This window comes from Pseudomonas sp. N-137 (assembly GCF_034555295.1).
Lineage (GTDB): Bacteria > Pseudomonadota > Gammaproteobacteria > Pseudomonadales > Pseudomonadaceae > Aquipseudomonas > Aquipseudomonas rhizophila.
In genome coordinates this window covers 184,272-207,126 of record NZ_JAXUDQ010000031.1, presented here as the reverse complement: position 1 = coordinate 207,126, position 22,855 = coordinate 184,272, and the positions used below count along the sequence as shown (strand labels likewise).

General features: G+C 58.8%; 23 protein-coding genes. 10 read left to right on the top strand and 13 right to left on the bottom strand.

Annotated features, from left to right (window positions below):
• Positions 1–259: 259 nt before the first annotated feature.
• Complete coding sequence (tyrS, locus tag T3A99_RS26560) at positions 260–1,459, bottom strand: tyrosine--tRNA ligase (RefSeq protein ID WP_047228039.1); 1,200 nt, start codon at positions 1,457–1,459, stop codon at positions 260–262.
• A 210-nt stretch (positions 1,460–1,669) separates the two neighbouring features.
• Between tyrS and T3A99_RS26555 the strand changes: the two genes are divergently transcribed.
• Entirely contained in the window at positions 1,670–3,082 is a 1,413-nt protein-coding gene (locus tag T3A99_RS26555) for a peptidoglycan DD-metalloendopeptidase family protein (RefSeq protein ID WP_274090707.1), read from the top strand.
• 3 nt (positions 3,083–3,085) lie between these two features.
• Entirely contained in the window at positions 3,086–4,177 is a 1,092-nt protein-coding gene (locus T3A99_RS26550) for an anhydro-N-acetylmuramic acid kinase (protein ID WP_047228041.1), read from the top strand.
• Between the two features lie 68 nt (positions 4,178–4,245).
• Here T3A99_RS26550 and erpA read toward each other — a convergent pair whose 3' ends face one another.
• Together erpA and argC are read right to left on the bottom strand one after the other, a co-directional pair.
• Positions 4,246–4,596 (bottom strand): iron-sulfur cluster insertion protein ErpA, encoded by a 351-nt coding sequence (gene erpA / locus T3A99_RS26545; RefSeq protein WP_003206114.1) that lies wholly within the window; start codon positions 4,594–4,596, stop codon positions 4,246–4,248.
• Positions 4,597–4,751: 155 nt separating this feature from the next.
• Positions 4,752–5,786 carry an N-acetyl-gamma-glutamyl-phosphate reductase gene (gene argC, locus T3A99_RS26540; protein ID WP_047228042.1) on the bottom strand — a complete coding sequence of 345 codons (1,035 nt, stop codon included), beginning with the start codon at positions 5,784–5,786 and terminating at the stop codon, positions 4,752–4,754.
• Positions 5,787–5,920: 134 nt separating this feature from the next.
• Between argC and hemJ the strand changes: the two genes are divergently transcribed.
• From hemJ to coq7, 6 genes are all read left to right on the top strand, one after another.
• On the top strand, positions 5,921–6,352 hold the full coding sequence (hemJ, locus tag T3A99_RS26535; protein ID WP_092455622.1) for a protoporphyrinogen oxidase HemJ: 432 nt from the start codon (positions 5,921–5,923) through the stop codon (positions 6,350–6,352).
• Positions 6,353–6,388: 36 nt separating this feature from the next.
• Complete coding sequence (locus T3A99_RS26530) at positions 6,389–7,357, top strand: NAD(P)H-dependent flavin oxidoreductase (RefSeq protein ID WP_107322991.1); 969 nt, start codon at positions 6,389–6,391, stop codon at positions 7,355–7,357.
• A 52-nt stretch (positions 7,358–7,409) separates the two neighbouring features.
• On the top strand, positions 7,410–8,366 hold the full coding sequence (locus T3A99_RS26525; protein ID WP_274090705.1) for a DUF805 domain-containing protein: 957 nt from the start codon (positions 7,410–7,412) through the stop codon (positions 8,364–8,366).
• A gap of 62 nt (positions 8,367–8,428) precedes the next feature.
• Complete coding sequence (locus T3A99_RS26520; protein ID WP_047228046.1) at positions 8,429–9,217, top strand: SDR family NAD(P)-dependent oxidoreductase; 789 nt, start codon at positions 8,429–8,431, stop codon at positions 9,215–9,217.
• Between the two features lie 82 nt (positions 9,218–9,299).
• The gene (locus tag T3A99_RS26515; RefSeq protein WP_003316306.1) at positions 9,300–9,638 is read left to right on the top strand and encodes a histidine triad nucleotide-binding protein; all 339 of its coding nucleotides are present in this window, start codon (positions 9,300–9,302) and stop codon (positions 9,636–9,638) included.
• A 74-nt stretch (positions 9,639–9,712) separates the two neighbouring features.
• Positions 9,713–10,360 carry a 2-polyprenyl-3-methyl-6-methoxy-1,4-benzoquinone monooxygenase gene (gene coq7, locus T3A99_RS26510; RefSeq protein WP_047228047.1) on the top strand — a complete coding sequence of 216 codons (648 nt, stop codon included), beginning with the start codon at positions 9,713–9,715 and terminating at the stop codon, positions 10,358–10,360.
• Between the two features lie 127 nt (positions 10,361–10,487).
• Here the strand turns inward: coq7 and speD are convergent, their stop codons facing one another.
• A complete protein-coding gene (gene speD / locus T3A99_RS26505) occupies positions 10,488–11,282 on the bottom strand; it encodes an adenosylmethionine decarboxylase (protein ID WP_047228048.1) in 795 nt (264 codons plus the stop codon).
• Between the two features lie 239 nt (positions 11,283–11,521).
• Positions 11,522–11,944: an OsmC family protein gene (locus T3A99_RS26500; RefSeq protein ID WP_003206127.1), complete on the bottom strand. Its 423-nt coding sequence runs from the start codon at positions 11,942–11,944 to the stop codon at positions 11,522–11,524.
• A gap of 234 nt (positions 11,945–12,178) precedes the next feature.
• Between T3A99_RS26500 and crp the strand changes: the two genes are divergently transcribed.
• The gene (gene crp / locus T3A99_RS26495; RefSeq protein WP_047228049.1) at positions 12,179–12,823 is read left to right on the top strand and encodes a cAMP-activated global transcriptional regulator CRP; all 645 of its coding nucleotides are present in this window, start codon (positions 12,179–12,181) and stop codon (positions 12,821–12,823) included.
• Here the strand turns inward: crp and T3A99_RS26490 are convergent.
• Genes T3A99_RS26490 through T3A99_RS26475 form a run of 4 tightly spaced genes read right to left on the bottom strand, consistent with a single transcriptional unit; the run spans position 12,820 to position 16,008 of the window.
• On the bottom strand, positions 12,820–13,518 hold the full coding sequence (locus tag T3A99_RS26490) for a lipoate--protein ligase family protein (RefSeq protein WP_047228050.1): 699 nt from the start codon (positions 13,516–13,518) through the stop codon (positions 12,820–12,822). The two genes, crp and T3A99_RS26490, sit on opposite strands and share 4 nt — an antisense overlap.
• A gap of 4 nt (positions 13,519–13,522) precedes the next feature.
• Positions 13,523–14,359: an indole-3-glycerol phosphate synthase TrpC gene (gene trpC, locus T3A99_RS26485; RefSeq protein ID WP_047228051.1), complete on the bottom strand. Its 837-nt coding sequence runs from the start codon at positions 14,357–14,359 to the stop codon at positions 13,523–13,525.
• Positions 14,356–15,405 (bottom strand): anthranilate phosphoribosyltransferase, encoded by a 1,050-nt coding sequence (gene trpD / locus T3A99_RS26480; protein WP_092400967.1) that lies wholly within the window; start codon positions 15,403–15,405, stop codon positions 14,356–14,358. Before trpD ends, trpC begins: the two co-directional genes overlap by 4 nt.
• A gap of 9 nt (positions 15,406–15,414) precedes the next feature.
• On the bottom strand, positions 15,415–16,008 hold the full coding sequence (locus tag T3A99_RS26475; RefSeq protein ID WP_047228053.1) for an aminodeoxychorismate/anthranilate synthase component II: 594 nt from the start codon (positions 16,006–16,008) through the stop codon (positions 15,415–15,417).
• A gap of 410 nt (positions 16,009–16,418) precedes the next feature.
• Here T3A99_RS26475 and estP point away from each other — a divergent pair, with 410 nt between their 5' ends.
• A complete protein-coding gene (gene estP / locus T3A99_RS26470; RefSeq protein WP_322834955.1) occupies positions 16,419–18,326 on the top strand; it encodes an esterase EstP in 1,908 nt (635 codons plus the stop codon).
• A 58-nt stretch (positions 18,327–18,384) separates the two neighbouring features.
• Here estP and trpE read toward each other — a convergent pair whose 3' ends face one another.
• The 4 genes from trpE to T3A99_RS26450 all read right to left on the bottom strand — a co-directional run bounded on the left by trpE (position 18,385) and on the right by T3A99_RS26450 (position 22,653).
• Positions 18,385–19,866, bottom strand: coding sequence for an anthranilate synthase component I (trpE, locus tag T3A99_RS26465; RefSeq protein ID WP_047228055.1), 1,482 nt, complete (start codon positions 19,864–19,866; stop codon positions 18,385–18,387).
• Between the two features lie 70 nt (positions 19,867–19,936).
• Complete coding sequence (locus T3A99_RS26460; protein ID WP_047228056.1) at positions 19,937–20,755, bottom strand: phosphoglycolate phosphatase; 819 nt, start codon at positions 20,753–20,755, stop codon at positions 19,937–19,939.
• Positions 20,752–21,426: a ribulose-phosphate 3-epimerase gene (gene rpe, locus T3A99_RS26455; RefSeq protein ID WP_047228057.1), complete on the bottom strand. Its 675-nt coding sequence runs from the start codon at positions 21,424–21,426 to the stop codon at positions 20,752–20,754. Before rpe ends, T3A99_RS26460 begins: the two co-directional genes overlap by 4 nt.
• A gap of 78 nt (positions 21,427–21,504) precedes the next feature.
• Positions 21,505–22,653, bottom strand: coding sequence for an iron-containing alcohol dehydrogenase (locus T3A99_RS26450; protein WP_047228058.1), 1,149 nt, complete (start codon positions 22,651–22,653; stop codon positions 21,505–21,507).
• Between the last annotated feature and the right edge of the window lie 202 nt (positions 22,654–22,855).

The window sequence follows — 22,855 nt, the reverse complement described above, 5'->3', positions numbered from 1 at the left end:
TAGCGGGAGGCGAATTCTACAGCGTTACTCGCTGCTGTCAACACCTCTTTTTGACGCTTTCGATCGAGAAGATCGAATCGTTAACGGAGCCAGGAAAACCGCCCCACCAACTGCTTCCCAAGCTTCGATGACCTGAAGCCCTGCGCTGCCGAAAATCGTTTAACTCATTGAAACTAAAGGAGTTTTCCGTTTCGACTGCGCCGGAAGTGGGGCGAATTATAGACGCCCAGAATTTGCCGTCAAGCACTAATTTCGGCTTTTATTCCGGCTTCAGCACGATACGCGCAAAAGCCTTCTTGCCAGCCTGACAGACATGGGTAGCGCCCAGCTTATATATATAGGCGCGATCCACCACTTCACCATCGATGCGCACGCCGCCCGAACCAAGAAGATCTCGCGCTGCCGCAGCATTCTTGACCAAGCCTGCTTTATTAAGGACGGCCGCAATCGGCATATCCTCGGTCGCAGTCAATTCGATCTCAGGCAGATCATCCGGCAATTCGCCATCCTTCATGCGGTTGCCCGCCGCACGATGAGCATTGGCCGCAGCTTCCTCACCATGGAAACGAGCAACAATCTCTTCAGCCAGCTTGATCTTGATGTCCCGCGGATTTGCCCCAGCCTCAACATCCGCACGGAATGCGTTGATCTCATCCATGGAACGGAAGCTGAGCAATTCGAAGTAACGCCACATAAGCACGTCAGGAATGGAAACCAGCTTGCCGTACATAACACCCGGCGCTTCCTGGATACCCACATAGTTACCCAACGACTTGGACATCTTCTTCACACCATCCAACCCCTCCAGCAAAGGCATGGTCAGAATGCACTGGGCTTCCTGACCATAACCACGCTGAAGCTCGCGCCCCATCAGCAGGTTGAACTTCTGATCCGTACCGCCGAGCTCGACGTCAGCACGCAATGCCACCGAGTCATAGCCCTGAACAAGCGGATAGAGGAATTCATGAATGGCGATCGGCTGACTGGTTTTATAGCGCTTGTCAAAATCATCGCGCTCGAGCATACGAGCCACGGTGTATTGGGAGGTCAGGCGAATGAAATCCGCCGGCCCCATCTGATCCATCCAGGTGGAGTTGAAAGCGACTTCGGTCTTGGCCGGATCAAGGATCTTGAAGACCTGAGTCTTGTAGGTCTCGGCATTATCAAGAACCTGCTCGCGCGTCAGCGGTGGGCGCGTCGCGCTCTTGCCACTCGGATCACCGATCATCCCAGTGAAGTCACCTATCAGGAAGATGACCTGATGCCCCAGGTCCTGGAACTGACGCAGCTTATTAATAAGCACGGTATGACCCAGATGCAGATCGGGTGCCGTCGGGTCGAAACCAGCCTTTATACGCAGCGGCTGCCCACGCTTGAGCTTTTCAATCAGCTCGGACTCGACCAACAACTCTTCTGCACCACGCTTGATCAGCGCTAGCTGCTCTTCAACCGACTTCATAACAGACCCGCAAGGCTCAGATTCAAAGGGACCCAACCATACAAGATCGCGCACCAAATACAAGGTTTGCCGGGTGCGCGGACACCAATCCACGGACAGAGTGTCCGCGGGCTTGCTTCGCAGGTGATTTGGTTATATTTTATACAGTTATTTCATCTTCATCATGTCATTCATCTTTTCCAATTCATCTCTTCAAAAGTCAAATTACCTATGACCACAGAACCATCCAAAGCGCCGCCGCTTTACCCCAAGACCCACCTGCTCGCTGCAAGTGGTATTGCCGCCCTTCTTAGCCTGGCGCTCCTGGTGTTTCCCTCCAGCGATGTTGAAGCCAAAAAGACGACCCTAAGTCTCGAACTGGAAAGCCCTGCTGAACAACTGACACAAGATCAAGACGCTGCCGAAGCCGTCCAAGCCACAAACGAGGCCGCAGCCTCCCCCTTCGCGCAGATCGAAAACAACGCTGAAGACACGCCCGCGTCCGCCCAAGCGGAGCCTGCGATCGAAGAAAAGAAAGACCCGGGCCACCATGAGGTCATAGTTGCCAAAGGCGACACGCTCTCCACTCTCTTCGAAAAGGTTGGGCTGCCGTCGACCCTGGTCCACGAGGTCCTGGCCAGCGACAAGAAAGCCAAACAGTTCGCTCGGCTCCAGAGGGGTCAGAAACTCGAGTTCGAACTCAGCCCAGACGGACAACTGACCAGCCTGCATACCAAACTAAGCGACCTGGAAAGCATCACCCTGAGCAAAAACGACAAGGGTTATGCGTTCAACCGCGTCATCACCAAACCAACCGTGCGCTCAGCCTATGCTCACGGCGTCATTAACAGCTCATTGTCGCAATCGGCCGCACGCGCCGGCCTTTCCCATAGCCTGACAATGGACATGGCCAGCGTGTTTGGCTACGACATCGACTTCGCTCAGGATATTCGCCAGGGCGACGAGTTCGACGTCATTTACGAACAGAAAATGGTCAACGGAAAAAGCGTCGGCAACGGCCCTATTCTTTCCGCCCGCTTCACCAATCGCGGCAAGACCTACACGGCGGTGCGCTACACCAACAAACAAGGCAACAGCAGCTATTACACTGCCGACGGCAACAGCATGCGCAAGGCATTTATCCGTACGCCGGTTGATTTCGCCCGCATCAGCTCAAGATTCTCCGTAGGCCGCAAACATCCAATCCTGAACAAGATCCGCGCCCATAAAGGCGTCGACTACGCAGCTCCCCGCGGCACCCCAATCAAGGCCGCCGGAGACGGCAAAGTGCTGTTGGCCGGACGCCGGGGGGGCTACGGCAACACCGTGATCATCCAGCACGGCAACACTTACCGTACGCTGTATGGCCATATGCAGGGCTTCGCAAAAGGCGTGAAAACCGGCGGTAGCGTCAAGCAAGGCCAGGTGATTGGCTATATTGGCACTACCGGTCTGTCCACCGGGCCGCATTTGCATTATGAATTCCAGGTCAACGGCGTTCACGTTGATCCGCTGGGCCAGAAGCTCCCCATGGCCGATCCGATTGCCAAGTCCGAGCGCTCACGCTTCCTGGCTCAGAGCCAACCCTTGATGGCTCGCATGGACCAGGAAAAAGCCACCATGCTCGCCTCAAGCAAGCGCTAAACCATGGCGCACTATATCGGCGTGATGTCTGGCACCAGCCTGGATGGACTGGATATCGCGCTGATCGAACTGACTCCGGCGATCAAGTTGATCGCCACGCACTACATCCCCATGCCCGCCTCCCTGCGCACCGAAATGCTCGAGTTATGCAGCAGCGGGCCCGATGAGATCGCTCGCTCAGCCATTGCCCAACAAAACTGGGTAAGGCTGGCTGCGCAGGGCGTCCACACGCTGCTCGACGCACAGAAGCTCAAACCTGAAGGTATCCGGGCAATCGGTAGCCATGGTCAGACCATACGACACGAGCCGGCCCGTGGCTTTACCGTGCAGATCGGCAACCCCGCATTGTTGAGCGAATTGACCGGCATTGCCGTCGTCAGCGATTTTCGCAGTCGCGATGTCGCTGCTGGCGGGCAAGGCGCCCCGCTGGTTCCTGCGTTTCACGAAGCACTGTTTGAAGAACGGGCCGGCAATCGCGCCGTACTGAATATCGGCGGCTTCAGCAATCTCAGCCTGATAGAACCCGAAAAGCCCGTAGCCGGTTTCGATTGCGGCCCTGGCAACGTATTGCTGGACGCCTGGATACATCAGCAACGGGGCGAGCACTTTGATCGCGATGGTCTGTGGGCTGCCAGCGGAAAAGTCGAACCAGCTCTGCTAAAGGCTCTGCTTGGCGACCCTTTCTTTGTCACTCAAGGCCCTAAAAGCACAGGGCGCGAAGTGTTCAACCTGTCCTGGCTGACCCAGCACCTGTCGCACCTACCGGTCTTCGCCCCTGAAGACGTGCAGGCAACGCTACTCGAACTGACGGCCCTGACCATCGTCCACTCACTGCAGAATGCCCAGACCAACACTCAAGAGCTGCTGGTTTGCGGCGGCGGCGCGCACAACCGCACACTCATGAAGCGGCTGGCCGACTTACTGCCAAACACCCAAGTCAGCAGCACGGCCACTTACGGTGTAGACCCGGATTGGGTCGAAGCCATGGCCTTTGCCTGGCTGGCCCATTGCTGCCTTGAAGGCATTTCAGCGAATCGCCCAAGTGTCACCGGCGCACGGGGTTTGCGCATACTCGGCGCAATCTATCCCGCCTGAATCCATTTTTCGCCGCACAACAAAACGCCGCAGAGCCGTAAGGCGCTGCGGCGTTCTTATTTAAAGCCTCAGATCGAAAACGAAGAACCGCATCCACAGGTTGTGGTGGCGTTAGGGTTCTTGATGACGAAGCGCGACCCTTCCAGCCCTTCCTGATAATCCACCTCAGCACCCGCCAGGTACTGGAAGCTCATCGGATCGACCACGAGGCTGACACCTTCGCGTTCGACGATGGTGTCGTCATCAGCCACTTCCTCATCGAAAGTGAAGCCGTATTGAAAACCCGAACAACCGCCGCCCGTCACAAAAACGCGCAGCTTTAAACGATCATTCCCCTCCTCATCGACCAGGCTCTTCACCTTGTGCGCGGCACCGTGGGTGAATTGCAAAGCCGTGGGGGTGAAGGTTTCGACGCTCATGCTGAATATCTCCCGGCGCTTACGCCGCCATAATGCGTGATGACGCGCATTATCCGCTTCTCCTAGAAAATCGGTCAACTATTTGAGAGGCAGGCGCAAACTACACGTTATGAGCTGCAAGCCTGGCGCTTCAAGCTTGCAGCCTCAGATTGGAGTTAAGGCAACATCCCAGCGTGGGACAGACCCAGACGCTCATCCAGCCCGAACAGGATGTTCAAGTTCTGCACAGCCTGGCCGGACGCGCCTTTGACCAGATTATCGATGACCGACAACACCACTACCAGATCGCCATCCTGTGGGCGATGCACCGCGATCCGGCAAACGTTAGCGCCGCGTACGCTACGAGTTTCAGGGTGGCTGCCAGCCGGCATCACATCGACGAACGGTTCGTTGGCGTAACGCTTCTCGAACAACGCTTGCAGGTCTACGGAACGGTCGACGACGGTTGCGTACAGCGTGGAGTGAATGCCCCGAATCATCGGCGTCAGGTGCGGCACAAAAGTCAGGCCGACATCCTTGCCTGCCGCGCGACGCAGCCCCTGGCGGATTTCCGGCAGATGACGGTGGCCTTTGACGGCATACGCCTTCATGCTTTCCGACGTCTCGGAGTACAACGAGCCGACACTGGCACCACGGCCGGCACCGCTGACACCCGACTTGCAGTCGGCGATCAGACGCGACGCATCAGCAAGCCCCGCCTCGAGCAGCGGCAGGAAACCCAGTTGCGTTGCCGTTGGATAGCAGCCCGGGACAGCGATCAACCGTGCCTGCCTGATTTTCTCGCGATTGACTTCCGGCAGGCCGTAGACCGCCTCGTCCAGCAGATCTGGCGCACCGTGTGGCTGACCGTACCATTTGGCCCACTCTTCAGCGTCCTGCAGACGGAAATCTGCCGACAGGTCGATGACCTTGGTCCCGGCGGCCAGCAGCTCGCCTGCCAGGGCATGGGCAACACCGTGAGGCGTTGCGAAGAAGACCACATCACAGGCCCCGAGGGTCTTGATGTCCGGAACGCTGAACGCCAGGCCGTCGTAATGGCCCCGCAGGTTCGGATACATGTCGGCGACGGCCAGTCCAGCCTCGGATCGGGAGGTAATGACCACCACCTCAGCCTGCGGATGCTGTGCCAACAGACGCAGCAGTTCGACACCGGTGTAACCCGTGCCGCCGACGATACCGACCTTGACCATATACCTGCCCTCAACGAACCCACTGGAAAGCTGTCGATGATAGGGGCCGCGCGGCCCGGCGACAACCGCCAAGGTGACGTGTGGCCGCTCTAGCCTCTACTATCGGGCTACCGTGAATCTGGGAATACAAAAAAATGCTCTATCTATGGCTCAAAGCACTTCATATCGTCAGCATGGTCTGCTGGTTCGCCGGCCTGTTCTACCTGCCTCGCCTGTTCGTCTATCACGCCCAAAGCGAAGACAGCGTCAGTAAAGAACGCTTCATCGTCATGGAGCGCAAGCTGTATCGCGGCATCATGGGGCCGGCGATGATCGCCACCCTCGTATTCGGCATCTGGCTGCTGAGTCTCAACGCCAGTGCCTACTTCACTCAAGGCGGCTGGATGCACGCCAAGCTGACCCTGGTGGTATTGCTGATCGGCTATCACCATATGTGCGGCGCGCAATTGAAGCGCTTCGCCCGTGGCGAAAACACCCGCAGCCATGTCTTTTATCGCTGGTTCAATGAAGTGCCGGTTCTGATATTGCTGGCTATCGTAATTCTGGTCGTGGTTCGGCCGTTCTAACTTTCAATCAGCACCACCTTATCCGGGGTATTTCCGATGTCGCTGCCCGCTCTGCTTGAACAACGTTTGCGCCTGCCCGTCGTGGCAGCGCCGATGTTTCTGATTTCCAATCCACAGCTGGTACTGGCCTGCTGCCGCAACGGAATCGTCGGCAGCTTTCCGGCGCTGAACCAGCGCGAAAGCAGTGGTTTCAAGGCTTGGCTGGAAGAAATCGAAGCGGGCCTGGCAACAATGGAAAACCCGGCACCCTATGCCGTGAACCTGATCGTCCATCATAGCAACCCACGGCTTCAGGCCGACCTGGCCATCTGCATCGAACATCAGGTGCCGATTGTCATCACCAGCCTGGGCGCCGTGAAAGAACTGGTGGATGCGGTTCACAGCTATGGTGGGCTGGTATTCCACGATGTCACCACGCGCCGTCATGCCGAGAAAGCTGCCCAAGCCGGTGTCGACGGCTTGATAGCGGTCGCCGCCGGCGCAGGTGGCCACGCCGGGACCTGGAGCCCTTTCTCACTGGTCGCCGAAATCCGCCAGTTCTTCGACAAAACCCTGCTGCTTGCGGGATGTCTGAACCACGGCCATCAGATTCTGGCCGCCCAACTGCTTGGCGCGGATTTGGCCTACTTCGGCACACGCTTCATCGGCACGACCGAAAGCCATGCGCCTGACGCTTATAAAGAGATGTTGCTCACATCCAGAGCCGCAGACATCGTGCATACTCCTGCGGTGTCCGGAGTGCCGGCCAGCTTCATGCGCCAGAGCCTGGAAAACGCCGGTTTCGACCTGGCCGCCCTGCAGGGCAAGGGCGAGGTGGATTTCGGTTCCAAACTCAAGCCACTGAACGACGAAGCCAAGGCCTGGAAAACCGTATGGTCCGCAGGCCAGGGCGTGGGTGAAATCCATGATCTGCCCAGTGTCGATCAGCTAGTGGCACGCCTGGATGAAGAGTACCGGCAAGCGCTGGCCCGCGCGACACAACTCGGCGGCCAATGGCCCCGCTGAAATCAACCGGATCAAAACCATTGCTTAACCTTATGAGACAAGGATGCCTGGCATGAGCGAAACCCGTTTCAATATCGTATTTGATGGAGCCCTGCTGCCGGGTGTCGAAACCACCACAGCCAAGCTCAACCTGGCTGAACTGTTCAAAAGCGATGTCAGTGCCATTGAGCGGTTGTTCAGCGGGCGCAAGGTGGCGCTTAAAAGCAACCTGTCCCAGGCCGAAGCGCAGAAGTACCTGGAGGCTCTCAACAAGAGCGGGATCGATGCGCGAATCGAAGCCGAACCTTCCCTCGAACTGAACCTGGACGAGGTACAGCATTCGCCGACGTCGAACGGACGCCACCCGGACTCCATCATCGACCCGGTATCGCCCTACGCGCCACCCCGAGCCGAGGTGGGTGAAGCAATGGCCGAGTACAGCACGCTCAAGCCCTTCAGCTTCGATGGGCGCATCGGACGACTGCGCTTCCTGGGCTGGACCATGGCCTTGACGCTGGTCATGCTGTTTGTGGTGGGCACAGCCTTTTCATTGGGCTTGACCTGGATCCTCGCCTCCAGCTCCACGGCGGCAATGATCGTCGGCGGCCTGCTGGGACTGATCATCGCACTGGGCTTTGCTTATGTAAGCATCCAGTTCAGCGTCCAGCGCCTGCACGACCTGGGTTGGTCCGGGTGGTTGTGGCTGCTCAACCTGGTGCCGTTCGTGGGCAGTGTCTTCCCCTTCGTACTCATGGCCTTGCCCGGCAACACCGGCGCCAATCGCTATGGCCCCCCGCCGCCGCCCAACAGCACCGCGGTCAAGGTACTTTCGTCGCTGTGGATTGTCATGATCGTGGTGGCTTTCCTTGCCGCAATGGCCGGGGCATTCAGCGGCATCACAGAGGAATACGACAGCAGTTCCTTGAGCAGCTATGAGAGCAGCGAGCTCATTGATGAAGACACTGCAGAACCAGCCGTCGAAGCAGCCGAGCCTGCTGCGCCTTCTGTAGACTATGAAGAGGAACAATAAGCGCGCTTCGTGCCGGTGACAGCTCAGTACACTGGTGACGGGCCGTTGCGATGGAGAACTGCATGACCCGTTACGCTCTGATCACTGGCGCCTCCAGTGGCATTGGCCTGGCAATGGCCGAAGCACTCGCCCGCCGCGGTCGCGACCTGATATTGGTGGCTCGACAGCGTGATCGGCTGGAAAGTATTGCAATCGAATTGACTCAGCGTTTTGGCGTGGAGGTGTTGTTCCGGGCTTGTGACCTGGGGGAACCGCTGAGGCTTTCAGGCTTTCTGCTCGAGCTGGAAGAAGGCGAGCGACAGATCGACCTGCTGGTCAATTGTGCCGGTATCGGCACCAGCGGGCCGTTCCTGGGCCAGGACTGGATGACCGAGCAGGACCTGATCGAAGTCAACATCCTCGCCTTGACGCGGCTCTGTCACTCGGTAGGCAACAGCATGGCGCTGCAGGGCGGTGGCCAGATCCTGAACGTTGCATCGATCGCCGCGTTCCAGCCTGGCCCCTGGATGAGCACCTATCACGCCAGCAAGGCTTACGTGCTGCATTTCTCCGAAGCCCTGCGGGTCGAGCTGAAAAAAAGCGCAATAAAGGTATCGGTGCTTTGCCCTGGCCCGACACGAACCGGCTTTTTCGCCCGGGCGCAGCTCAATGAACAGAAATTCAACGACAGTCAAACCCTGATGAGCCCGGAGGAAGTCGCGCTGTATGCCGTGCGCGCACTGGAAAAAAACCGGGCGATCATCATTCCTGGGCGCCGCAATCGCTGGCTGGCGGCGTTGCCGCGACTGGGCCCGCGATGGCTGGTTCGCACGATTGCCGGCATGACCAACAAGGCCTGCTGCCCCCGCTGAATGCCTTTTCCCGTGAAAAACCGGGCTCGCCAATCGCGCCTTAAGTACACTCAAGCTCGACTAACCCAATGGAGAAACAGCTGTGGATACTCTGTTTACCAAGATCATCAACCGGGAGATTCCGGCCAAGATCATTTACGAAGATGATCAAGTTCTGGCGTTCCACGACATCGCCCCTCAAGCACCTGTGCATTTCCTGGTCATCCCAAAGAAACCGATCCGCACGCTCAATGATCTGACCGAAGAAGACAAAGGCTTGGCCGGGCATATCCTGTTCACTGCCCAGCGCCTGGCGCTTGAACTGGGCTGCGAAGAAGGTTTTCGTGTGGTGATGAACTGCAATGAACTTGGGGGACAGACCGTCTATCACATTCATATGCATGTGCTTGGGCAGCGCCAGATGAACTGGCCGCCGGGTTGATACCCTGACCCAACGCAAATCCTGAGCGGCCGATTGAGTTAAACTGGCCGCCGAGATTTTTCCCGGAGGTAAGCATGACTACCCAACGTCACTACTCACCGATTGACCGTCTACTGCTGCAAGCTGATACCGCGATGCGTACGCTGCTGCCCTTCAGTGGTCAGCCCTACCGTCCATCGCCGGCTATCGTGCAGCCAGACGTGCAAATGAGTGACGAGCAAACCCGCCATGTCGCTGGGCTGATGCGCATCAACCACACCGGTGAAGTCTGCGCCCAGGCGCTATATCAGGGCCAGGCGCTGACGGCGAAGCTGCCCCAGGTACGTGAGGCGATGGAGCATGCCGCCGAGGAAGAAATCGACCATCTGGTCTGGTGCGAACAACGCATTCACCAACTGGGCAGCCATACCAGCGTCCTGAACCCGTTGTTTTATGGGATGTCATTTGGAATCGGTGCAGTGGCCGGGCTGATCAGCGACAAAGTCAGCCTCGGCTTTGTGGCGGCCACTGAACATCAGGTGTGCAAACACCTGAATGAGCACTTGGAACAATTGCCGGCCGAGGACGAAAAGTCCCGGGCGATTCTGAAGCAGATGCGCGAGGATGAAGAGCAGCACGCCGAAAGTGCGCTTGAGGCCGGAGGGTTTCGTTTTCCAGCGCCGGTGAAGTTCGGCATGAGCCTGCTGGCCAAGGTCATGACCAAGAGCACCTATCGAATCTGATCGTGCAAGGGTGGCGAAGGGGTTATACCCACGCCACAGCGTTGCAGGCCTGTGCGTTCATCCACGTTCTACAGAAACTAAAAAAGGCGACTCCCATGGGGAGCCGCCTTTTTTGTAGCTGAAACCTTCAGCGTGGCATGTTGCGCGCGTAGAAAATTTCCAGCATTTCGTGTTTCACACGGTCTTCCACCTGATCCCGCTGTTCAGCAGAAAGGTTGCTGGTAGCGTCCCCGAACAGGTAGTTATCAAGCTCGAAGTTCTTGAGCAGCATTTTGGTGTGGAACAGGTTTTCCTGATACACGTTCACGTCGGTCATCTGATACGCGTCGCGAGTGTCTTCGGAGAGATAGTTCTGAATCGAGTTGATCTCGTGATCAATAAAGTGCTTGTGGCCTTCAACGTCGCGGGTAAAGCCACGCACGCGATAATCCACCGTCACGATGTCCGAGTCGAACTGGTGAATCAGGAAATTGAGTGCCTTGAGCGGTGAAATGACGCCACAGGTCGACACGTCAATGTCCACACGGAACGTCGCAATGCCATCCACCGGGTGGATTTCCGGGTAGGTATGTACCGTAATGTGGCTCTTGTCGAGGTGGGCCAGGATGATTTCCGGCAATGGGCCCGGGGACTCTTCGATCTGGCTGTCGGTCGGTGTCACCGGTTCTTCCGAGATCAGAATGGTCACGCTGGCGCCTTGGGGTTCATAGTCCTGACTGGCGATGTTCAGGATGTTGGCACCAATGATATCGACAACTTCCGTGAGGATCTGCGTGAGGCGCTTGGCGTTGTACTCTTTATTGATGTACTCGACGTAGGCCTGCTGGTCCTGCGGGGTTTCCGCATAGCAGATGTCATAGATGTTGAAGCTCAAGGTCTTTGTCAGGTTATTGAACCCATGGAGCTTGAGTTTGCTTTTCACCGTTTGAAAACTCTCTATGTATTGCGGCCTGGCCGCGTGATCAAGCATGCCCGTCAGATGCGAACGACGCACCTGCGTAGGACGGTTAACACCTCTTCGCGATGGCGATTTTGGTTGTCTGTCCAGACAAGGGACCGGCCGGAGGACCGATCACTGCCCTGAAAAAAGTGGCGCATTATGCAGAGGTCGGCTTCTGATCGCCAGAGCTTGCACTGCTTTTATGATGGTTGGATGTCGATTCAACCCAATTCGATGATTTCATAATCGTGAGTGATTTCAACACCGGCGGCGCCGAGCATGATGGAAGCCGAGCAATATTTCTCGGCTGACAGCTCAATGGCGCGCTTGACCTGGGCTTCCTTCAAGGCACGCCCCTTCACCACGAAATGCATGTGAATCTTGGTGAACACTTTCGGGTCTTCGGTGGCGCGCTCCGCTTCCAGGAAAGCTTCGCAACTTTCGACGGCCTGGCGCGATTTTTTAAGGATGCTGACCACGTCGAAGTTACTGCAGCCGCCCACGCCCAGCAGGAGCATTTCCATCGGCCTTACACCCAGGTTCCGACCTCCGGCTTCTGGCGGGCCATCCATGACGACCACATGACCGCTACCTGACTCACCGAGGAACATGGCTTCGCCAGCCCATTGGATGCGTGCCTTCATCGCCAAGACTCCACTGTCTGAAAAAAGGGTCGCCAGCTTAGCACAGCCCCCCGCCACGGCGGTTTCTGCCTTAGGACGCATGACAAATACGTGTAGGTAAATTCTCAAATCAATTAGGGGCGCCTCTGTTAAGCTGGCGCCAATTAGCTGGCGTATGGCCAGCTATAGCGATTGCCAGTCGCGCCCCACAAAAAATCCAAATCAATACACCGCGCAGTCTTTCGGGATACAACCATGGTTGCCATTACTCCCACACCCAAGATCAAGAATCTCGACAAACTCTTGATGCACTGTCAGCGTCGCCGCTACCCGGCCAAGCACAACATCATCTGCGCGGGCGATCGCTCCGACACCCTGTCGTTCATCATCAAAGGGTCGGTCACGATCCTGATCGAGGATGATGACGGTCGCGAAATGATCATCGCCTATCTCAACGCCGGGGATTTCTTCGGCGAACTTGGATTGTTTGAACAGGCAGGCAAAGAACAGGAACGTAGCGCCTGGGTACGGGCCAAGGTCGAATGCGAGGTCGCGGAGATCAGCTATAGCAAGTTCCGGGAACTGTCGGTGCAGGATCCGGACATTCTTTACGTCCTCAGCGGACAAATCGCACAGCGCCTGCGCAACACTACCCGCAAGGTGGGCGACCTCGCCTTCTTCGACGTGACCGGTCGCGTCGCCCGCTGCTTGCTGGAACTGTGCAAGCAACCCGATGCCATGACCCACCCGGACGGCATGCAGATCAAGGTGACGCGCCAGGAAATCGGCCGGATTGTGGGTTGCTCGCGGGAGATGGTCGGTCGTGTGCTCAAGGATCTGGAAGAGCGCAACCTGGTCAGCGTCAAAGGCAAGACCATGGTGGTCTTTGGGACGCGTTAGGCGAGCAGCCTGGTCAGCAGTTCCCGGTACAGCGCCTCAAGCCGCTGCAACGCGTGAGGCGCCGGAAATTTTTCATGCAAGGCAATATGACTCTCGGCGCGCACTCGCTGCGCCAGGCCACAGGCTTCATTGAAACGATTGACCGCGGCAACCATCGATTCGCGTTCGTTCTCCAGCAACAGGGCTCCATGCACCAGACCCACCGGGCGTTGGCCGCCCTTGCTCTGACGCCAGCGCTGAGCAGTACCGACCATTTTCCGGCCGTCGAGATTGACGTTAAATCGACCGTCGCAGAACGCACCCTCGACTTCACCCAACGAAGCCACCCCACCCAGCTCATCCAATAACTGGCAGATCGGATCACACAACCGGCGATAACCGGTTTCGATGCGGCCATGGTCGCCTTCACTACGCGGCGGAGCGTAAACCAGGGCGATATTGACGGTGGCGGCAGACTGCGGCACCGGCTCACCGCCGGTTTCGCGCAGCAGCACTGGCCAGTCGTGGGCCGCCGAGATTTGGCAGGCGTGTTCGAACCCCGGTAAACGACTCAAACGACGAGGCATGACCAGCGCGCGATCATTGGGCTGCCAGAACAACAAGCCGAACTCAGCGTCGCCTGCACAGATGCTGGCCAGCAAATCCTGTTCGGCTTGCAGACCGGCTTCGACGGTCAGGGAAATCACCGGCGACATTGAATCAATCCAGCGTCGAACCGCTTATCGGAACGCCGCGTTCAGGGAAGAACAGACGTTGCAACTCGGTACCCGGATTTTCCGCGCGCATGAACGCTTCGCCCACCAGGAACGAATACACATCGCTGACTTCCATCAGTTCGACATCGGCCCGGTTCAGGATCCCGCTCTCGGTGATCACCAAGCGATCACGCGGAATACGCGGCAACAAATCCAGAGTCGTTTCCAGGCTGACTTCGAAAGTATGCAGGTTGCGGTTGTTCACCCCGACCAGCGGAGTATCGAGGGTCTTCAAGGCCCGCTCCAGCTCCTCGCCATCGTGGACCTCCACCAGGACATCCAGGCCCACGCCTTTGGCGACCGCCGCCAGCTCGGCCATTTTCACATCGTCCAGGGCGGACACAATCAACAGCACGCAATCTGCGCCCAGGGCTCGGGCTTCAACGATCTGGTAAGGATCGATCATGAAGTCCTTGCGAATCACCGGCAGCTTGCACGCCTCCCGCGCCTGTTTGAGGTATTCATCGGCGCCCTGGAAAAAATCAATATCGGTCAGCACCGAAAGGCAAGTCGCACCGCCCTTCTCATAGCTCTTGGCGATGTCGGCGGGGACGAAGTGTTCACGAATCACGCCTTTGCTGGGGGAAGCCTTTTTAATTTCGGCAATCACCGCTGGCTGCTTTCTCTTGGCCTGATCGATCAGCGCCTTGGCAAAGCCACGCGGCGCATCCGCTGCCCGCGCCAAGGTTTCCAGCTCTGCCAGACTGACCCGAGCACTGCGTTCGGCAACCTCTTGAGCCTTGCGAGCCAGAATGTTTTCCAGAACCGTTGGCACACTCATCCTTCGTTCTCCACTTTGAATACGGCGGTAAATGCACCCAACTCTTCGAGTTTTTCCCTGGCAAGGCCGGTGTGCAACGCATCATGGGCCAGTTCCACGCCCTGCTTGAGGCTGCTGGCGTGATCCGCCGCATACAACGCGGCGCCCGCATTGAGCACGATCATCTCGGCGGCCTTCTGGCCATTTTCAGTCTTGCGACGCCCCAAGGCATCGCGAATCAGCTCCAGCGACTGGGCCGGCCCATCCACCGCCAGCCCATGCAGGCTCTGGCTCTTCATGCCCAGGTCTTCAGGTTCGACCCAATACTCGCTGATCTGATCATTTTTTAATTCAGCCACGTACGTGGGTGCAGCCAGGCTGAATTCGTCCAGGCCATCCTTCGAATGGACCACCAGCACGTGCTTGCTGCCCAGACGTTGCAAGACCTCGGCCAGGGGCCGGCACAATGCCTGGCTGAACACACCGACCACTTGATGCTTCACACCGGCCGGATTCGTAAGCGGGCCGAGCATGTTGAACATCGTCCGCAGGCCCAGATCACGACGCGGCGCGGCGGCGTACTTCATGGCGCGGTGGTGGGTCTGGGCGAACATGAAACCGATGCCCACGTTATCGATGCAACGCGCCACCTGTACTGGCGTCAGGTTCAGGTAGATCCCGGCCGCCTCCAGCAGGTCGGCGCTGCCACTCTTGCCGGAGACCGCACGATTGCCATGCTTGGCAACGGTGCAACCGGCCGCGGCGACGACGAAGGCCGAGGCAGTGGAGACGTTGAAGATATTGGCGCCGTCACCGCCGGTGCCCACCACATCCACCACGCCATCCAGGGTCTTGAGTTCGACCTGGTCCGCCAGCTCGCGCATGACCGAAACCGCGCCGACGATCTCATCGATGCTCTCGCTCTTCATGCGCATGGCCATCATGAACGCGCCGATCTGCGCATCCGAGCATTGTCCGGTCATGATTTCGCGCATCACATCGCGCATTTCGTCGGTGCTCAGGTCGAGATGGCCGACGATACGGCTCAGGGCTGTCTTGATATCCATGAAAAGTCCTTAGCGCGTGCCGCCGGTTTGTTTGAGGAAGTTGGCGAACAGCTCGTGACCCTGTTCGGTGAGAATAGACTCGGGGTGAAATTGCACGCCTTCGATATTCAACGTTTTGTGACGAAGCCCCATGATTTCATCCACAGAGCCGTCCTCGAGCTGAGTCCAGGCGGTCAGTTCCAGACAATCTGGCAGGGTTTGGCGCTTGACGATCAGGGAGTGGTAGCGGGTGACGGTCAGCGGAAGATTCAGACCTTCGAACACGCCCTTGTTCTCGTGAAATACCGGGCTAGTCTTACCGTGCATGACTTGCCGGGCGCGCACCACGTCGCCGCCAAAGGCTTGGCCGATCGACTGGTGCCCCAGGCAGACACCCAGGATCGGCAGCTTGCCGGCGAAATACTTGATGGCTTCGATGGAAATGCCCGCTTCGGTCGGCGTGCAAGGACCGGGAGAGACCACGATGCGCTCGGGCTTGAGGGCTTCGATTTCGGCGATGGTCAGTTCGTCGTTGCGCACGACCTTGACCTCGGAGCCCAGCTCGCCCAGGTACTGCACAACGTTGTAGGTAAAAGAGTCGTAGTTATCGATCATCAGCAACATGGCGTAAGCAACCTATTGAATTCACTGACTTGAAATACAGCCTTCGGAGAGTGACCCGCGCGGTGTTGCGCTTGGCGAGGCGTGTGATGAGCCAGCGAAGCGACTTTCAAGCGGGTAAAGAAGGCAAATCGGTACAGGTCCGGCCAAGCCGGTAGAGAACGTTCAGGCGCGCCAACGCCAACGGGCGTGTGCCTTGATCAATTGATCCAGAAGTTTGCTGACAATCGACACAGGGGAAGTCTCGTTCATACGTTCCGGCACAGTAGCTTAGCTGGACGGTGCACGCAATATGACGACCCCCGAAGGGCTTTGAAACAATCGCGACGAGCCTGATGGATGGCAAAACGCCGGAAGTTTTTGGTACTGTCGTTTCGTTTTCTAACAACAATAAGATAAAAACGGACTTTCTCATGCTAAGAAAAACGTTGTTCGTACCAATGGCCGGCTGTCTGCTGGCAATGGCCTGCGCCCAGGCGAGCGCCGCGCCCAATCCCTACTCCAGCTTCATCGTGTTTGGCGACAGCCTCAACGATGCCGGCCAGTTTGCCGACCCGGACGGTCCGTCCGGGGCCACGCAACGCTTTACCAACCGCACCGGCCCGCTCTATCTCGACGGAAGCGGCGAATCCTATTCCCTCAATTCCACCCAACTGCTGGGCGGACGGTTGGGCTTTTCCGATGATGAAACCGCGGCATCCACCTCGGCGGTTCGTGCCAGCGAAGGCCAGGCCGATGGCAACAACTGGGCCGTGGGCGGGTATCGCACCGACCAGATCCTCGAGTCGATTACCGGCGTTTCCGACACTGGCGAACGCAGCCGTGACGGATACCTGCTGTCCAACGGCCTGCGTGCCGACCCGAACGCGCTGTACTACCTTTCCGGGGGCGGTAACGACTTCCTCCAGGGCCTGGTACTGACCCCCGCCCAGGCGAACGCCGCCGCGGACCGCCTGGCCGACAGTGTCCAGGTGCTGCAAACCGCCGGAGCCCGTTATGTGATGGTCTGGCTGCTGCCCGACCTGGGCCTGACCCCTGCGCTCAATGGCACGCCTTTGCAAGACGCCGTTTCGCAGCTCAGCAACCAGTTCAACCAGCAACTGGTCACGCGGCTGCAAGGCATTGATGCCGAAATCATTCCACTGAACGTTCCGCTACTGCTGCAGGAAAGTTTCGCCGATCCAGCACGATTCGGCCTCGCCACCGGCGAGAACCTCACCGCCACCTGCTTCAGCGGCAACGGCTGCACGGAAAACCCCACCTATGGCATCAACAGCGCGACGCCAGACCCCACCAAGCTGATCTATAACGACTCGGTCCACCCCACCGAGACCGGACAGCAACTGATCGCCGATTACGCCTTTTCCCTGCTCGCGGCGCCATGGGAGCTGACATTGCTGCCGGAAATGGCCCACTCGACCCTGCGCGCCCACCAGGATGAATTACGCAGCCAGTGGCAATCGGACTGGGAGAACTGGCAAGCCGTCGGCCAATGGCGGGCGATCGTCGCAGGCGGCGGCCAGCACCTGGACATCGACAGCCAAAACAGTGGCGCCAGCGCCGACGGCAGCGGCTACAGCCTGAACGTCGGTGGCAGCTATCGTCTCAACGAGGCTTGGCGCGTGGGTGTAGCCGCCGGTTTCTACCGCCAAGACATGGAGGCAGGCAGCGCCGATTCGGACTACAAACTCAACAGCTACCTGGCCACCGCTTTCGCCCAGTTCCAGCAGAACCGCTGGTGGGCCGATGCCGCGTTGACCGGCGGCAAGCTCGACTACGAGAACCTGGAGCGCAAGTTCGACCTGGGCGTCAACCAGGCGCAAGAGAAAGGTGACACCGACGGTCACCTGTGGGCATTCAGCACGCGCCTGGGCTACGACATTGCCCAGCCGGGCAGTCAGTGGCACCTGTCACCGTTTATCAGCGCCGATTATGCGAAGGTGGAAGTCGACGGGTATTCAGAAAAGAGCACCCGCTCCACCGCCCTGACTTTCGATGACCAGACCCGCGACTCGAAACGCTTGGGCATTGGCTTGCAAGGCAAATACAACTTCACCCGTCAGACCCAGGTGTATGGCGAATATGCCCACGAACGCGAGTACGAAGACGACACCCAAAAGGTGAACATCGCCCTCAACAGTCTGCCGGCCAATGATTTCACGCTTGAAGGCTATACGCCGCAGAGTCATTTGAATCGCCTGAGCCTGGGGGTCAGCCACAAGTTGACCAACGATCTGGCCCTGCGGGGCGGTTATACGCTGCGCAAGGACGATGACTTTACCCAGCAGGGCGTGAATGTCGGGGTCAGTCTGGATTTCTGATCGAGATAACCCTGTGTGGGAGCGAGCCTGCTCGCTCCCACAGTTGATCAGCTTCCATTCAGTCGCTTGGGGTCTGCTCGGCCAGCGCCACGGCACGGAACATTGCCCGGCGCTTGTTCAGGGTTTCTTCCCACTCCAGCACCGGCACCGAGTCGGCCACGATCCCGCCGCCGGCCTGCACGTGCAGCTCACCGTCCTTGATGACGGCGGTGCGGATGGCAATGGCAGTGTCCATGTTGCCGTTCCAGGCAAAATAGCCCACGGCCCCGCCGTACACCCCACGCTTGACCGGTTCCAGTTCGTCGATGATTTCCATGGCGCGGATTTTCGGGGCGCCAGACAACGTTCCCGCCGGCAGGATGGCCCGCAGGGCGTCCATCGCCGTCAGCCCGGCCTTCAACTGGCCCGTGACGTTGGAGACGATGTGCATCACGTTGGAATAACGCTCGATGACCATCTTTTCGGTGAGCTTCACCGAGCCGACTTCCGAGACGCGCCCGGTGTCATTGCGGCCCAGGTCGATCAGCATCAGGTGCTCGGCGATTTCCTTGTCATCCGACAGCAGGTCCTCTTCCAGCGCCCGGTCGGCTTCCTCCGTGGCCCCACGAGGGCGGGTGCCAGCGATAGGCCGCACAGTGATCAGGTTGTCTTCGACCCGCACCAGCACTTCGGGTGAACTGCCCACAACATGGAAGTCACCGAAATTGAAGAAGTACATGTAAGGCGTCGGATTGAAACAGCGCAGCGCCCGGTACAGGTCGATGGGCGCAGCCTTGAAGTCGATGGACATCCGTTGCGACGGCACCACTTGCATGCAGTCGCCGGCCAGGATGTATTCCTTGATGGTATCGACGGCCCTTTCGTAATCGTTCTGAGTGAAACTGGAACGGAACACCGGGTCGGCCGCCGACTGTTTGCTGAAATCCAGGCCAGGACGCGGCGTGATCGGCTGCCGGAGTTTTTCCAGCAGCGCCTGAAGACTTTTCTGACCTTGCTCGTAGGCGTCTTCCCGGGACGGATCAGCCAGGACAATCGCGTGCATCTTGCCGGCGAGGTTATCGAAGACGACCACTGCGTCAGAGACCATCAGCAAAATGTCCGGCACGCCCAGCGGGTCCGGGTTCGGGCAGGTGCCCAGACGCTTTTCCACATAGCGTACGCAGTCGTAGCCGAAATAACCCACCAGGCCACCGTTGAACCGCGGCAGGCCGGGGATGGTAGGCACGTTGTAGCGAGCCTTGAAGGTTTCGACGAAGGCCAGCGGATCTTCGACCTCCAGGCTTTCGATCTCGACGCCGTCATGGGTCACGCTGACACGATGGTCATGGACCCGCAGCACCGTGCGGCACGGCAGGCCGATGATGGAATAACGGCCCCATTTCTCACCGCCCTGCACCGATTCGAGCAGGTATGAGTTGGGCTCATCGGCCAGCTTGAGGTAGATCGACAGCGGCGTGTCGAAGTCGGCCAGGGTTTCGCAGGCAAGCGGGATACGGTTATAGCCGGCAGCGGCTAGACGCAGGAATTCTTCGCGGATCATGGTGTGCCTCGTGGCAGGAGGAGCTGACAGTCAGGTATGCAAACGCGCCGGATAACCGGCCAGGATCAGGTCAGGCGCGCCAACGCCAGCGGGCCAGGGCCTTCATGACTTTCATCCAGAGTTTGCGAGTGACCACCACGATGGCGTTTCCAGAAGAGGATTGAACAGCGTCGGGCAACGTTATCTCAGCGGCCGGGTCCAGGCAACCGGGAATTAACAGGCGCAAATCGTCGATCACCAGCGCGGGAAACTCTTCGGCGATCGGCCGGCCATGGTTGTAGCCGTAGCTCAGCGCCACACATTTGACCCCGGCGGCTTTCGCCGCCAACACATCGCTGCGCGAGTCGCCGACGAACAGCGATTGAGAGGCCGGGATGTTGGCCATTTTCATCACGAAAAACAGCGCGGCCGGGTCAGGTTTTTTCTGTGGCAGGGTATCGCCACCGATGATCCAGCGAAAATAACGACCGATTTTCATCTGATCCAGCAGCGGCGCGACAAAGCGCTCCGGCTTGTTGGTGATCAGGGCCATTTCAACGCCTTGCTTGTGCAGCCACTTGAGGGTGGAACGCACACCGGGGTAGACGACCGTCAGTTCGTGATTGCCTTCATAGGCTTCGTTGAACAACTCCAGCGCCCGCTCGGCCTCGGCGTCATCGACGCCCTGGGCATCGATATGGTTGGCCAGGGCCCGCCGCACCAGCATGGGCGCGCCGTTGCCGACCCAGTGGCGCACGGCGTCAATTCCGGCGGCCGGGCGACCGAGCTTGAGCAGCATGTTGTCCACGGCCGCCGCCAGGTCCGGCACCGAGTCGACCAGCGTGCCGTCGAGGTCGAACATCACCAGACGCGGCAGGCTGCCGGGGAACAGCTGCTCAAAGCCGCTCATAGACGGGCCAGGGCCAGTTCGGCACGCATCTTTTCAATGACCTCTTTGTAGTCCGGCGCATTGAAAATGGCCGAGCCTGCGACAAAGGTGTCGGCACCGGCCTCTGCGATTTCGCGGATGTTATTGACGTTCACGCCACCGTCGATCTCCAGGCGGATATCACGGCCCGATGCCTTGATCAGCGCGCGGGCTTCGCGCAGCTTGTCGAGGGTACCAGGAATGAACTTCTGCCCGCCGAAGCCGGGGTTGACGCTCATCAGCAGGATCATGTCGACCTTGTCCATCACGTACTTGAGCACGTCCAGGGGCGTGGCTGGGTTGAACACCAGGCCGGCCTTGCATCCGCCTTCGCGAATCAACTGCAGGGAGCGGTCGATGTGCTGGGTGGCTTCGGGGTGGAAGGTGATGTAGGTGGCACCGGCCTCGATGAAGTCGCCGACGATGCGATCCACCGGGCTGACCATCAGGTGCGCGTCGATCGGCGCCGTGACGCCGTACTTGCGCAGCGCTGCGCAGACCATCGGGCCGATGGTCAGGTTGGGTACGTAATGGTTGTCCATGACATCGAAGTGCACGATGTCGGCGCCGGCGGCCAGAACGTTGTCCACTTCCTCGCCCAGGCGGGCGAAGTCGGCGGAGAGAATCGACGGAGCAATAGCGAAGGGCTGCATGACGCACCTGTTTTGAGCGAAATCACGATGGCGCGCATTGTATACCTCAAGATTTGGCGCGCCCACCGTGGCAGACGATCAATACGCCGCGCGGTAGATCTTCTCGATATCGCTGGCGCTCAGTTTGCGTGGGTTATTGCGCATCAGCCGCTCGATCCCGGCCGCTTCCACCGCCATGGACGGGATCACCTCGTCCGTCACCCCAAGGCTGCTCAGGCCCTGGGGGATTTCCACGGCAGCACACAGCGCAACCATGGCCTCCACGGCTTCATCAGCGGCTTCAAGGTCACTCAGGTGCGCGGTCTTTATGCCCATGGCTTCGGCAATGTCGCGCATGCGCTCGACGCAAGCCATCTTGTTCCACGCCATGACATACGGCAGCAACAAGGCGTTTGCCACACCATGGGACACGTGAAAGCGCCCCCCCAGCGGATACGCCAGCGCATGCACCGCCCCGACCCCAGCATTGCCGAACGCCATGCCGGCCATCAGGCTTGCAGTGGCCATGTCTTCGCGAGCTTGCAAATGAGCGGGGTTGGCGTAGGCCTTGGGCAAGGCGCGGGTGATCAGTTTTATTGCGCCGATAGCCAAGGCATCGGTGATCGGCGAGGCATTGAGCGACAGGTAGGACTCGATGGCATGCACCAGTGCATCGACGCCACTGGCGGCGGTCACGCTCCGGGGACAGGTGAGGGTCATCTGCGGACTGACCAGCGCCACGTCCGGCAGCAGATAATCGCTGACGATACCTTTCTTGAGTTGCGCGGCCTTGTCGGAGAGGATGGCCACGTTGGTGACTTCAGAGCCGGTCCCGGCCGTGGTGGGGATGGCGATCATGGGCGCGCCTTTGCGCGGGACCTGATCGACCCCGAACATATCCTGCAGCTCGCCGTGGTAACCGGCGTAGACCCCCACGCATTTGGCAATGTCGATGGCACTGCCGCCGCCCAGGCCGATCAAGCCATCATGGCCGCCGTCACGGTAGGCCTGCATGCAGTCTTCAACGATGGCGATTTCCGGGTCCGGCATGACCCGATCGAAAATTTCGTAGTCGCGCCCGCCCAGATGCTGCAGCGCCAGCTCCACGGTGCCGGACTTGACCAGCGCAGCGTCGGTGACGATCAGCGGGTTATCGACATCCAGCCGCGTCAGCTCGGCCGCCAGTTGCTCGATGGCAGCGGCACCGGTGATCAGTTTGTGGGCGATCTTGAATGAGGAAAGACTCATGTGCGCGGCCTCTTATTCGCGTATGGGCTGGCACAAGGATAGCTCGGTATTTAAGGTTGTCTTCCATTCAGCCCATGAATACACCGCAAATCCCCTGTGGGAGCGAGCCTGCTCGCGATGGCGGTAGAACATTCGACATTTTTATCGACTGACACTCCGCTATCGCGAGCAGGCTCGCTCCCACAGGGTACAATACTGACCG

What these genes read in the sequence shown, in the direction of transcription:
- estP (WP_322834955.1), top strand. Translation starts at nt 16,419, where the DNA reads ATGCTAAGAAAAACGTTGTTCGTACCAATGGCCGGCTGTCTGCTGGCA.
- T3A99_RS26500 (WP_003206127.1), bottom strand. Translation starts at nt 11,944, where the DNA reads ATGAAGGCACGCATCCAATGGGCTGGCGAAGCCATGTTCCTCGGTGAG.
- T3A99_RS26550 (WP_047228041.1), top strand. Translation starts at nt 3,086, where the DNA reads ATGGCGCACTATATCGGCGTGATGTCTGGCACCAGCCTGGATGGACTG.
- trpD (WP_092400967.1), bottom strand. Translation starts at nt 15,405, where the DNA reads ATGGATATCAAGACAGCCCTGAGCCGTATCGTCGGCCATCTCGACCTG.
- T3A99_RS26475 (WP_047228053.1), bottom strand. Translation starts at nt 16,008, where the DNA reads ATGTTGCTGATGATCGATAACTACGACTCTTTTACCTACAACGTTGTG.
- tyrS (WP_047228039.1), bottom strand. Translation starts at nt 1,459, where the DNA reads ATGAAGTCGGTTGAAGAGCAGCTAGCGCTGATCAAGCGTGGTGCAGAA.
- T3A99_RS26555 (WP_274090707.1), top strand. Translation starts at nt 1,670, where the DNA reads ATGACCACAGAACCATCCAAAGCGCCGCCGCTTTACCCCAAGACCCAC.
- trpC (WP_047228051.1), bottom strand. Translation starts at nt 14,359, where the DNA reads ATGAGTGTGCCAACGGTTCTGGAAAACATTCTGGCTCGCAAGGCTCAA.
- coq7 (WP_047228047.1), top strand. Translation starts at nt 9,713, where the DNA reads ATGACTACCCAACGTCACTACTCACCGATTGACCGTCTACTGCTGCAA.
- rpe (WP_047228057.1), bottom strand. Translation starts at nt 21,426, where the DNA reads ATGCAGCCCTTCGCTATTGCTCCGTCGATTCTCTCCGCCGACTTCGCC.
- T3A99_RS26490 (WP_047228050.1), bottom strand. Translation starts at nt 13,518, where the DNA reads ATGTCGCCGGTGATTTCCCTGACCGTCGAAGCCGGTCTGCAAGCCGAA.
- crp (WP_047228049.1), top strand. Translation starts at nt 12,179, where the DNA reads ATGGTTGCCATTACTCCCACACCCAAGATCAAGAATCTCGACAAACTC.
- T3A99_RS26520 (WP_047228046.1), top strand. Translation starts at nt 8,429, where the DNA reads ATGACCCGTTACGCTCTGATCACTGGCGCCTCCAGTGGCATTGGCCTG.
- T3A99_RS26460 (WP_047228056.1), bottom strand. Translation starts at nt 20,755, where the DNA reads ATGAGCGGCTTTGAGCAGCTGTTCCCCGGCAGCCTGCCGCGTCTGGTG.
- T3A99_RS26530 (WP_107322991.1), top strand. Translation starts at nt 6,389, where the DNA reads ATGTCGCTGCCCGCTCTGCTTGAACAACGTTTGCGCCTGCCCGTCGTG.
- hemJ (WP_092455622.1), top strand. Translation starts at nt 5,921, where the DNA reads ATGCTCTATCTATGGCTCAAAGCACTTCATATCGTCAGCATGGTCTGC.
- erpA (WP_003206114.1), bottom strand. Translation starts at nt 4,596, where the DNA reads ATGAGCGTCGAAACCTTCACCCCCACGGCTTTGCAATTCACCCACGGT.
- argC (WP_047228042.1), bottom strand. Translation starts at nt 5,786, where the DNA reads ATGGTCAAGGTCGGTATCGTCGGCGGCACGGGTTACACCGGTGTCGAA.
- T3A99_RS26525 (WP_274090705.1), top strand. Translation starts at nt 7,410, where the DNA reads ATGAGCGAAACCCGTTTCAATATCGTATTTGATGGAGCCCTGCTGCCG.
- trpE (WP_047228055.1), bottom strand. Translation starts at nt 19,866, where the DNA reads ATGATCCGCGAAGAATTCCTGCGTCTAGCCGCTGCCGGCTATAACCGT.
- T3A99_RS26450 (WP_047228058.1), bottom strand. Translation starts at nt 22,653, where the DNA reads ATGAGTCTTTCCTCATTCAAGATCGCCCACAAACTGATCACCGGTGCC.